The 10912-nt window shown below is 24.2% G+C and carries 13 protein-coding genes and 1 pseudogene; 8 read left to right on the forward strand and 6 right to left on the reverse strand.

What is annotated here, in order from left to right; translation table 11 throughout:
* A pseudogene (locus BN899_RS20755) lies at positions 1-102 on the reverse strand (pyridoxamine kinase); the annotation flags it as partial.
* Positions 103-364: 262 nt separating this feature from the next.
* On the opposite strand from BN899_RS20755, the gene BN899_RS03525 reads away from it, so the two are divergent.
* From BN899_RS03525 to cspD, 3 genes are all read left to right on the forward strand, one after another.
* Entirely contained in the window at positions 365-1384 is a 1020-nt protein-coding gene (locus tag BN899_RS03525; RefSeq protein WP_330362429.1) for an amidase domain-containing protein, read from the forward strand.
* Positions 1350-1634 (forward strand): amidase domain-containing protein, encoded by a 285-nt coding sequence (locus tag BN899_RS20335; protein ID WP_330362430.1) that lies wholly within the window; start codon positions 1350-1352, stop codon positions 1632-1634. Before BN899_RS03525 ends, BN899_RS20335 begins: the two co-directional genes overlap by 35 nt.
* 142 nt (positions 1635-1776) lie before the next feature.
* A complete protein-coding gene (cspD, locus tag BN899_RS03530; protein ID WP_042272983.1) occupies positions 1777-1977 on the forward strand; it encodes a cold-shock protein CspD in 201 nt (66 codons plus the stop codon).
* Between the two features lie 120 nt (positions 1978-2097).
* On the opposite strand, the gene BN899_RS03535 is transcribed toward cspD, so the two are convergent.
* Entirely contained in the window at positions 2098-2865 is a 768-nt protein-coding gene (locus BN899_RS03535) for a hypothetical protein (RefSeq protein ID WP_042272985.1), read from the reverse strand.
* Between the two features lie 217 nt (positions 2866-3082).
* Between BN899_RS03535 and BN899_RS03540 the strand changes: the two genes are divergently transcribed.
* Entirely contained in the window at positions 3083-3487 is a 405-nt protein-coding gene (locus BN899_RS03540; RefSeq protein ID WP_042272987.1) for a CBS domain-containing protein, read from the forward strand.
* Between the two features lie 46 nt (positions 3488-3533).
* Here BN899_RS03540 and BN899_RS03545 read toward each other — a convergent pair whose 3' ends face one another.
* Entirely contained in the window at positions 3534-4289 is a 756-nt protein-coding gene (locus tag BN899_RS03545; protein ID WP_042272989.1) for a peptidylprolyl isomerase, read from the reverse strand.
* A 414-nt stretch (positions 4290-4703) separates the two neighbouring features.
* On the opposite strand from BN899_RS03545, the gene BN899_RS20085 reads away from it, so the two are divergent.
* Complete coding sequence (locus BN899_RS20085; RefSeq protein WP_278244953.1) at positions 4704-4838, forward strand: hypothetical protein; 135 nt, start codon at positions 4704-4706, stop codon at positions 4836-4838.
* 237 nt (positions 4839-5075) lie between these two features.
* Positions 5076-5339 carry a TIGR03905 family TSCPD domain-containing protein gene (locus tag BN899_RS03555; protein WP_042272993.1) on the forward strand — a complete coding sequence of 88 codons (264 nt, stop codon included), beginning with the start codon at positions 5076-5078 and terminating at the stop codon, positions 5337-5339.
* Positions 5340-5376: 37 nt separating this feature from the next.
* Here the strand turns inward: BN899_RS03555 and BN899_RS03560 are convergent, their stop codons facing one another.
* A complete protein-coding gene (locus tag BN899_RS03560; RefSeq protein ID WP_042272995.1) occupies positions 5377-5832 on the reverse strand; it encodes a hypothetical protein in 456 nt (151 codons plus the stop codon).
* 299 nt (positions 5833-6131) lie between these two features.
* Between BN899_RS03560 and BN899_RS03565 the strand changes: the two genes are divergently transcribed.
* A complete protein-coding gene (locus BN899_RS03565; RefSeq protein WP_042272997.1) occupies positions 6132-8471 on the forward strand; it encodes a bifunctional diguanylate cyclase/phosphodiesterase in 2340 nt (779 codons plus the stop codon).
* A gap of 36 nt (positions 8472-8507) precedes the next feature.
* Here BN899_RS03565 and BN899_RS03570 read toward each other — a convergent pair whose 3' ends face one another.
* Positions 8508-8855: a RidA family protein gene (locus BN899_RS03570; RefSeq protein ID WP_042272998.1), complete on the reverse strand. Its 348-nt coding sequence runs from the start codon at positions 8853-8855 to the stop codon at positions 8508-8510.
* Between the two features lie 283 nt (positions 8856-9138).
* Between BN899_RS03570 and BN899_RS03575 the strand changes: the two genes are divergently transcribed.
* The gene (locus BN899_RS03575) at positions 9139-10341 is read left to right on the forward strand and encodes an HD domain-containing phosphohydrolase (protein WP_278244954.1); all 1203 of its coding nucleotides are present in this window, start codon (positions 9139-9141) and stop codon (positions 10339-10341) included.
* Positions 10342-10363: 22 nt separating this feature from the next.
* Here BN899_RS03575 and BN899_RS03580 read toward each other — a convergent pair whose 3' ends face one another.
* Positions 10364-10810: a YrvL family regulatory protein gene (locus BN899_RS03580; RefSeq protein ID WP_042273001.1), complete on the reverse strand. Its 447-nt coding sequence runs from the start codon at positions 10808-10810 to the stop codon at positions 10364-10366.
* Positions 10811-10912: the final 102 nt, after the last annotated feature.

The raw sequence follows: 10912 nt of genomic DNA on the forward strand, positions 1-10912 counted from the left end.
AGGACAGCATTGTACTTTTAAAGCGGACAGTATAGGAATAGCAACTGTTAGAGAACATCTTCCAATACCTGATAAATCATTTATAGCTGCAACTTTTTTCAATTTAGCAGCACCTCCATAACTATTTAAAATTTACTAAATTAAAAATTATATTTATATAGTTATATTACTACTAAAAAATATAAAAAAATAGTAAATAAATTAAAAAAATGGAAAAAATACAATGTACCATTACAATTTAGCATTAAATAAAAGAATTAAAATTATTTACTTATTATTTGGATATAATAATATAAAATAATTAACTATTAAAAAAATAGGTAAAACATAAAGAGTGATTTACTCTTTGCTAGGAGGTGTAAATTTGAAAAAACTTAAAATAAGAAATAAGTACATTAAAGGTATGATTTTATCATTATGTATAACTTTATCTATAGGTACAAGCTTGGCTATTAATCAAAATTTTAAGAAATATAAAATAACTGAGGCAAGCAGTATTAATATAAAGGAGGGGAATAGTCAAAATCAAATTTTACTAAATAGTTTATCAAATTATAAAGATAAAATAACCTCTAAAGAAGATAAAAAAATGATAAAAGAAATTTATGATGAAGTTAGTAATATGAATGATACTGAAGTCAATACTCAATATCAGATATTATTTGAACATCTATTTGATTATAGAAATAAGGCATTATTAGATAAAAATGAACAAGAGTTAAAGCAACTTTATGAAACAAACAAGAAAACTGGGCTCTGGGCATATGAACACGAAGTTCAAAAGATGAAATATTTAGAGAATTGGTCTAGTAAGCAAGGTGTTAAGTTTAATGATATAAAAACTAGAGTAAAGGTCAAAAAGGTAAAAGAAAAAGAAGAAGGTTTATATGGTGTTATATGTACTGTATCTACAGAGTATAAATATTCATATGAAGATCAACCAGATGAGATAAACATGTTTAGGATAGGTACATACCATTATCTAAATGTAAAAATTAATGATAACCAATGTATAATAACTAAAGAATGGTATACAGATCCTTTTGCAGATTCTTTGAATCTAGATAATATTAAGTCTGATGACATAAAAGCTTATATAGCTAATCAACAGCCTAAAGGTTTAGAACTTACACAAGAACAAGCAAAGGCTATAAGTTATGCTCATCAATTTTGTGGAGCTGCAGCTGATGAAGAACATGGTATGAAATTTAATTCAAAGTATAGAGATTTCAATCCCGAGGGTGGGGATTGTGCAAACTTTGCATCACAAATTATGTTTGAAAGTGGAAAATTTAAGAAAAATTCAATTTGGAACTACTCTGATAATGATGGAACAAAAGCATGGGTAAATGCTCAAGCGTTTAAAAAATTATATACTAAATAGTGGTAGAGGTAGTTTAATAGCGAAAGGAACTTATCAAGAGGTGTATAAAGCAGCTTATAATTTAAAGCCAGGTGATTTTGTAGGATATGAAAAGGGTGGAAGAATAACTCACGTATCTACAGTAACAGGTGTAGACTCAAAAGGGTATCCTTTAGTAACATGTCATAACAGTGATAGATTGCTAGTTCCATGGGATTTAGGTTGGAGTGATAAGTCTATAAAATTCCACATAATACAAGTACATTACTAATAACTCTAATTTTTAAATAATATATATGCATTACTGTATAAATTTAATAATATTTGACAATTATGGTTATATATGATAAAGTATTTATGAGGTTACAATGCTTGTAGCTAAATAATTGTGTTTTTTTTAGGAGGATTTATCAATGAAAACTGGTGTAGTTAAGTGGTTTAACAATGAAAAAGGATTTGGATTTATATCTGTAGAAGGTGGAGATGATGTTTTCGTACATTTCTCAGCTATAACAGGTGACGGATACAAGTCTTTAGAAGAAGGACAAAGTGTAGAATTTGAAGTAGTTGAAGGAGCTAAAGGTCCTCAAGCTGCTAACGTAGTTAGATTATAATTAAAATTCATATATATTAGTAATTCTAGTAATATGTGAAACAACAGCCGCTTTGTAAGCGGCTTTTTTGTGTAATAAAATAACTTATGATTTTTAATATTAAAAACCATAAGTTTATAGTTATTTTAGAACAAGCCCGATATCATTTACAAAGCTAAATCCTTTTTCAGTTGTAAGTAGATTATATAATTCTTTTGAGTCATATTTAAAGAAATTATCTAAACAATACTGTAAATTATCTTCTAATTTATCAAACTCGCTATAAATATGAAAAGCTGTAGTGAATTTAGTCATTTCATCTCTAAGTGCGTCCATGTCAACTACAATCTGAGCAAAAGAAAGATCAAGTTCTTTATTTAATAGCATTGTTTTTATAGTTGGAATTAAATCTTCTTCATTTTTTAAAGGTATAATAATCTCATTATCTTTATTTAAATTTTTAACATACAATACTATACTATCTAACATATTATTTAAGTTATTATCTATAAATTCTATAAAACTATCTTGACTAAATCTACGATTTATATCTTCTAATAGCATTTCATTCATATGAGCTTCCCAAAGTTGAAATGCAAATTTATTATAATTAACATTTTTTAATTTATTTCCAGTATAATCATATAGTCTAGGGAAAGAATAATTATGATGCTTAGCTATAGCACATCTAAAGAAATAGCCATCTTTATCCTTTGGAAGTAAATTTATAATAAATTTATCCATATCGCTTCCTAGATAAATTTTTGTGTTTTTAAATATATTTATATAATCCGCTAGGTTTTCTTCGTTAACATTTATAATATTATTCTTGTGGGCAATATTGTATATTTTATATTTATATATATGGTTTAATATATTTTCAATTTCAAAATTATAATCAAATTTCATAGTGATGCCTCCTATATTGGAAAATTATTTAAGTCGTCTGTTTGATAAATCAATATAATATTTATATACCCAAAAAAACAATTTTAAATAAAAAAATATTGTTTAAGTATATAATTAAATTTAAAAAAGTGTGTAGATATGGTAAAATTAATATGAAGAGTAAATTTTAATATACTATTTTTGTGAAGATTACAAAAGTATTTGGGGGTGTAGTATAGTGAATATATTATTTTTTCTAACACCTAAAAGTGAAGTTGCATATATATATGAAGACTACACTATGAGGCAAGCTTTAGAAAAGATGGAATACCATAGATATTCTTCGATTCCTATAATTAGCAAAGACGGTAAGTATGTTGGAACCATAACAGAAGGAGATTTATTGTGGACATTAAAAAATGATTTTTCACTAGATTTAAAATCTATAGAAGATATACCTATCATGAATGTAAACAGAAGAATGGATAATTCTCCAGTTTCTGTTAATGCAAATATAGAAGATTTAATATCTAAGTCAATGAATCAAAATTTTGTTCCAGTTATAGATGATCAAAATACATTTATAGGAATAATTAAAAGAAGAGATATAATAGAGTATTGCTATGACAAATTAAGAGCGTAAAATAAGATAAATATAAAAGCCTAGCAGATTTGCTAGGCTTTATATATTAGTCATTAAATTTAACTGTATTTGAAAATTTAGATTTAAGATCATTTAATTTATTAGAGTAAGCTTCACTTTGTTTTTGATACATTAAAGTTTTTTCTATTTCATTTTTAACTTCTTCGTACTCAGATTCTCCGCCTTTTTGAATACCTTCTAGTTTTATTAAGTGATATCCAAATTGAGTTTTAACAGGACCTGCTACTTCTCCATTGCTCATATTAAATACTGCTTCCTCGAATTCAGGAACCATTTGTCCTCTAGAGAAAGAACCTAAATCTCCACCAGCATCCTTAGAAGGGCAAGTAGAGTGGCTAGATGCTGCATCTTCAAAATTTATTTCATTAGCGTTTATTTTGTTAAGTAATTCATTAGCTAAATCTTCAGAATCTACTAATATATGCTTAGCAGAAGCTGTTTCTGATTTATTGAATTTAGACTTGTTAGCTTCAAAGAAAGCTTTCTTTTCTTCTTCAGTTAATTTTATATCAGATAAAACTTTGTTTATAGCGTATTGCTTTAACATGTTTTCTTCTATTTTTTTCATTTCAGTTTTAAATTCTTCATCATTATGTAATTGGTTTTCTTTAGCTTCTATATAGAATAACTCTTGGTTAACTAAGTCTTCTAATAATTGTTTTTTTCCTTCTTCTGTATTGAAATGCATAGCTTGATAAGGATCTAAGCTAGATAATGCACTTTCAACATCATAATTAGTTATTTCTTTTTCGCCAACTGTAGCTAAAACTTTTTTTTCCATAGTAGTTAACTCCTTTAATTATATATTTCATTATTAATATTATCCTTTAAGATAAATAATATCAGAAAAGAATCTATATGTCTAATATTTCCAAAGATTAAATTATATATTTATATAATTAACAAATTAATTTATATTATATAATTTTAAGATATGTCTTAATACAACAAAGTTATTAAAATTAATAAAAGAGATGATAAAATACCAACAACACCTTCTTCTATTTTATATTTATAAACCTTAAGACAAGAACAATAAAAATAAATAAGAACAAAAACTATTTTTAGATACAGCCAGAGATAACTGGTAGGAAATAGTACAAAGCTAAATAAAGTAGATATAAAAGCAAATAGAGTACTTATTCTATAAAAAACTACTATATATTTAGTATCCTTATTTTTTTTACTAAAAAATATGTATAAAACCATAAATATTATAGATAAAGAACAATATGATATAAGTATAGTTGTTTCTATAGATTTAATTGAAAGAGCAACCCATTTATACCAGATAATTGGCCAAAATAAAAGTGTTAAGACTTTAAAATAGTTATCAAAAAATTTATTATTAATCAATTAAGACCCATCCTTTCTTAGTTATAAATTAAGTATGTTTATAAGTAAATTAAAACATATAAAGTTGTTAAATACTATAATTAATATTTCTATATTAAAAAAATATATGAAATATTATAAAAAAAATTAATATATATTAATAGACATTAATTTTTTTATATAAGGATTATAAATATATAAATATTCAAACTTTAAAAATGGGGGGATTTAAATGTATAGATATTATACAAAAGGCGTATGTTCCAAATCTATATTAATGGACATACAAGGAGATATATTAACAGATGTAGTATTTGAAGGTGGATGTTCAGGTAACGCAATAGGAATTAAGCACTTAGTAGAAGGAAAGAATATAGATGAAATAATAGAAATGCTTGAAGATATACCTTGTAAAAATAGAGGAACTTCATGCCCAGACCAATTAGCAAAAGCATTAAAAATATATAAAGAATATGCATATGAAAAACAACAATAATAAAAAAGCCTCTACAATTAGAGTAGAAGCTTTTTTATTATTGTTTTGTAACTAAAATTGCTATTTTAGCATCGTGGTTATAGCTTACTTGAACTAATTGATTTTTCTTTACGTTAACAAAATCTTCTCCACCATAAGCGATTTCTAATTTAATAGGCATCTTTCCTTGTTTTATAATAGCAACATATTCATTTTTACCTTTTTTCTCAAGACTTATTAAGTTACCTACGTAAGGTTTGAAGTTTTGAAACTTTTCGCTAACCTTTTTAATATAGAAGTAAGTTCCAACTGCAATCAATAAGTTTACTCCAAGAACAACCCAAGAGTTCACTTTAAATGAAATTCCTCCAATTAATACAATTAACATTAAAACAATAGGAGCTATCGCTTTTTTCATGATTAGTTTTCCCATTATTTCATTAGCTTTTTTCTCAGGTCCAGTCATTGTTTTTGATCTAGCAAAAGATTCAGCAAATTTGTCTTTAAAGCCCATATTAATCCTCCTAATCTTAATAAATATTTAGTTATGATAACATTATTTTGTTTGAAACTAAAAATTTACTACATTTATATTATGTACAAGTTTGGCATTAAAATTTATATCCAATCAAAGCAAAATATACTAATTATTTTATCATATAATTATAAAAAAGAAAATAAATGAAATTATAAAAAATTAACAAATCTTATCAATTCTATAAATTGACTGTGATATCGTTTTTTGGTAGAATATGTTAGTTAAAAAATAAATTTTACTATCGATTTACTAGATAGTAAGCAGGAGAAACAAGTATGAAAAAAGTCAAAATTATTTCAAGTGTTAAATATAAATTTATCCTGATTTTATTAATTATTATTATGATACCAATAATAATTTTTTCTACAGTTCAAGTATATAGCAGTAAAAAAAATATTATAGAACAAGTAAAAGAAGAGATGCACTACCAAATAGACTTACTAGATAAAGTATTAGTAAAATATGTTCTTACTATAGAGCAGAATATAAATTATTTACAAACTCAAATAGAATTAGATGAGGATAAAGATTTAGACAAGCTTTTAAAGAAGAGTATGTATAATTTAAATAGAAATAGTGATAGTATTGAACATATATACTTAGCCCTTGAAGGTGGGTATATATACTTGGATAGCGATGCAAATTTACCAAAAAATTATAATCATTTAAAGAGGCCTTTTTATAAAGATGCTATTAAAAATAAAGATGAACCTGTACTTAGTTCTATTTATAAATGGGAAGATAAAAATATAATTACATTAAGTAAAGCTATAAAGTATAAAGATGATATAAATGGAGTATTAGGGATAGATATAAATATAGACAAAATATCTAAATTAGCTAAGGTTGTTAGTAATAAAAAATACATGGATACATTAATATTAGATTCACAAGGGAATATTATTAGTGACTCAAATAATAAAGTTAAAGATATAAATAGTATTAAAGCTATTAATTACAATATGTATGATATAAATAAAATGGATAAATATAAAAATATAAAATTGGCTTTAAATAAAAACAATAATTATATTATAGATTATAAAAAAAGCAAAGTAAATGGAGTAAGTATTATTAAGTTAGTAGATAGAAACTATATAATAAATCAGTTTAATAAAACTATAAAAAATATAGGGCTTATATTTGGGGGTATAATAATTTTGACTACAGCCTCAGTTATATTTTTATGTAATAAAGTGTGGTCACCTATGAAATATATAATAAGCATGGCTCAAAGTATTAAAAATGGCAATTATAATGTAAAAAAAATATATAATAAAGAGAATGAATTTGGATTAATAGAAGATAGCTTATACAGTATGTCTAATCAAGTGAAGAAAGTACAGAGCCAGTTAGAGATATTAGCATATAGTGACACCTTATTACAAATAAATAATAAAAATAAATTTTTCAATAGGATAAATAAAATACTAAAAAAAGAAGGTAAATACGGAAGTATACTAGTTATAGATATAAATAATTTTAAATTATTTAATGAAAAGTTTGGGTATGGAAATGGAGATACATTTTTAAAGAAAATAGTTAAGTACTTATTAACCGTTACAGATGAAGAAAATCTATTTAGATATGGAGATGATGAATTTATCATCCTTTTAGAAGATGATAATAAAGCTAATGCATTAGATATAGTAAGTAAAATACATAGACGCTTTGAAAAAACATGGAACATAAATGAAATTAACTATACTATAAAAGTAACGATTTTAATAAGTGATTATAACTCAGATGATAATGACTTAGATTATATTTTAAGAAGTTTTGAATATGGAATGAAAGAAGCTAAATATAAAAATCAAAAAACTAATTATTTTGATTCTAAAGATATTAATATAAAGAGAAAGCAAAAGATAAAAAAAATTCTTGATACAGTAACTCAAAGTGATAAATTAAGAATTTACTATCAACCAATAATGAATATTAATGAAAATAAATACAATAAAATAGAATCTTTAATAAGGATATCAGATGAAGAAATTGGATATATTTCACCGATTGAGTTTATTTGTATAGCTGAAGAAACAGGTCAAATATATGATATAGGGTTATATATATTAGCAAAATCATGTGAAAAAATTATAGAACTAGATAAAGAAGATAAAAGTATAGAGGCTATATCTATAAATATTTCTGTAGTTCAATTTATGAATGAAAATTTTGAACAAGATATAGTTAGAATTATTGATAAATATAATATAGAGTATAATAGATTAGTATTTGAAATAACTGAAAATATATTTATGCACTCATATACTAGAGTTGTTGATATAATGAGTAGATTATCAACAAAGGGCATAAGATTTGCAGTAGATGATTTTGGAACAGGCTTTTCATCATTAAGCTATATTTTAAATTTACCGATAGATATAATTAAAATTGATAAAAGTTTTATAGATGATATTATAAATAGCAAAAAAAATAAAGATTTAGTAGAGCTTATAGTAACTATGTCTGAAAAACTAGGAATGGAAATTATTATAGAAGGTGTTGAAAGTAAAGAACAATTAGAAATACTACTAGATTTAGGATGTAATAATATTCAAGGATATTACTTTAGTAAACCTATACATAGTGATAAAATAAATACTTTATTATAAAAAAGCAGACTTTAAATAAAGTCTGCTTTTATTTGATTATTTTGTTGCAGCAATAACACTCATTTCTACTAATAAGCATTCTCTAGCCATCTTAGCTTCAACACAAGCTCTAGCAGGCTTAAATCCTTCTGCTATCCATTCATCCCAAATAGAATTCATAGCAGCAAAATCATTGTCTATATCTTTTAAGTATATTGTAACAGATAGTATATGCTCTTTATCTGAATTATATTTATTTAATAGGTCCTCTATCTTTGCTAAAACTTGAGTAGTTTGTTCTTTAATATCACCCTCAGCATGAGTTTGTCCACATAAATAAACTGTGTTATTGTGAACTACCGCTTTACTCATTCTTTGATTTCCTTCATATCTTTTTATTTCCATATTTTACACCTCCAAAAATTTTTGACAATATAAATTATAATATAGATGTATTCAATAATCTAGGCTAAATTTTAGATTTATCAGACAATTAAAAACAAGGGATTAAAATGGTTAACCATAATATGGTAAAAAATGTGGTTATATAATATAATCAATTATAAAGAAGTAAAAGAAGATTTACGGGGTGTAAACTAAAGGGGTGTCATAATTTCTATATGGAAATAATTAGTGCGATAGATTTGTTTAAAATTAATCAATCTATATTAAAAAAATAGACAAAAATATAGTAAACCATGGAGAAGAAACTGCTTATATAGCCTATAAAATAGCAAAAGAGTTGGGATATAGCAATGATAAAATAGATCAAATTATAAGAATTTCAATTTTACATGATATAGGAGCATATAAAACTGAAGAAATTAAAAATCTTAAAAAATTTGAAGTATCAAATACAGGAAGACACTCTATATATGGATATATTATTTTAAATAGCAGCAAATTATTTAAAGATATGTCAGAGGCAGTTTTATATCATCACCATTCCTATAAAGATAAAGATAAGTTTATAAAAGGATTAGAAATACCACAAGAGGCTTTCTTGATAGGATTAGCAGATAGAGTATCTATATTTTGCAGTTTATTAAACTATAATGAAAAAAGGATTATTGATAATTTACAAAGATTAAATAAAAGTTTATTTGAACCTAGTCATACAGATGCTTTGTTTAAATTAATAGAAAAGGAAGGTTTAATAAATGATATAGTAGATTCTACATATAAATTAGAATTAAATAAGAGATTAGAGTCCATAAAAATTAATTTAGACAAGGCAAAGGAATACTTAGTATTTTTACCTTTATCAATAGATTTTTTTAGCTTTGAAACTTCTATTCATACTGTAAGTGTATCAACAATAGCTAAAAAAATATGTGAAAAAATGAGCTTAAATGAACAGTATAAAAATAAGATTGAAATAGGGGCATATTTACATGACTTGGGCAAAGTATGCATTCCAAAGTACATATTAGAAAAAGATGGTAAATTAACAGAAAACGAGTTTGAGATAATGAAGCAACATGCAGTTTATTCAAGAGATATATTAGAAGAAGCAGGAATAAGTAAAGAGTTAATTGACTTAGCTTGTAATCACCATGAAAGATTAGATGGAAGCGGGTATCCAAGGGGATTAAAAGGTGAGGAACTAAGCATAGGAGATAGAGTTATAAGTATAAGTGATATATTCTGTGCATTAACAGAAAAGAGAATTTACAAAAATCCATTTTCGAAAGATGAAGCATTAGGCATCCTTCATAGTATGTCTAATTCAAATTATATTGATAAGAATTTAGTAAAAATAGTAGATAATAATTATGAAGAATTCTTAGAATGTATTATTGAAAATAGAAATAGTTATAAAAAAATATTAAATGATATGGTAAAAACATATAATTATATAGCAAATGAAATGGATTTATTATGCATATAATATAAACGGAGAGTGAAATATTTTACTCTCCGTTTATATTATCTTTAGTAATAAAATCTATACACTCAGAAAATGCGAAAGATAATATTGCAAATAAAATCTGTGTTTTTATTGGAATTCGTACTGATTTTATAAAAAAATCAAGTATATCTATTATAATAAAAGTTAAGCTACAATCAATAAAGAAGTCTACTAATTTATAAAGAGAATAAGGTAATCTATTTGAATATTTTATAAAATCCAATATGTTTGTATAAAATATATCAGTAACCTTACTTAGACAAAAATATATTACAAAAAACATAAATACAGATTTAATAGAATCATACTCAAATCCTAAAAAAGATAAAAATCCAATTCCTACAACTGTGAATATAGAAAATGCTATAATTACTAAAAATAAAATAAATAAAACAAAATAAATAATTTCATTAAAAGGAAATTTATATTTATTGTTAATAATAACCACTCCCCAAATAGTATATATAATCTATAATACTATATACATGAATATTAATGTATTGTTTTATGATATAATATTAAAAAATTTGATATATTCACTAATAATATT

This window comes from Faecalimicrobium dakarense, assembly GCF_000499525.1.
In the GTDB taxonomy this organism is placed as follows: domain Bacteria; phylum Bacillota; class Clostridia; order Peptostreptococcales; family Peptostreptococcaceae; genus Faecalimicrobium; species Faecalimicrobium dakarense.

Coding starts and splice junctions, on each gene's coding strand:
- BN899_RS20335 (WP_330362430.1), top strand. CDS start 1,350: ATGCTCAAGCGTTTAAAAAATTATATACTAAATAGTGGTAGAGGTAGT.
- cspD (WP_042272983.1), top strand. CDS start 1,777: ATGAAAACTGGTGTAGTTAAGTGGTTTAACAATGAAAAAGGATTTGGA.
- BN899_RS03535 (WP_042272985.1), bottom strand. CDS start 2,865: ATGAAATTTGATTATAATTTTGAAATTGAAAATATATTAAACCATATA.
- BN899_RS03545 (WP_042272989.1), bottom strand. CDS start 4,289: ATGGAAAAAAAAGTTTTAGCTACAGTTGGCGAAAAAGAAATAACTAAT.
- BN899_RS20085 (WP_278244953.1), top strand. CDS start 4,704: ATGTATAAAACCATAAATATTATAGATAAAGAACAATATGATATAAGT.
- BN899_RS03555 (WP_042272993.1), top strand. CDS start 5,076: ATGTATAGATATTATACAAAAGGCGTATGTTCCAAATCTATATTAATG.
- BN899_RS03560 (WP_042272995.1), bottom strand. CDS start 5,832: ATGGGCTTTAAAGACAAATTTGCTGAATCTTTTGCTAGATCAAAAACA.
- BN899_RS03565 (WP_042272997.1), top strand. CDS start 6,132: ATGAAAAAAGTCAAAATTATTTCAAGTGTTAAATATAAATTTATCCTG.
- BN899_RS03570 (WP_042272998.1), bottom strand. CDS start 8,855: ATGGAAATAAAAAGATATGAAGGAAATCAAAGAATGAGTAAAGCGGTA.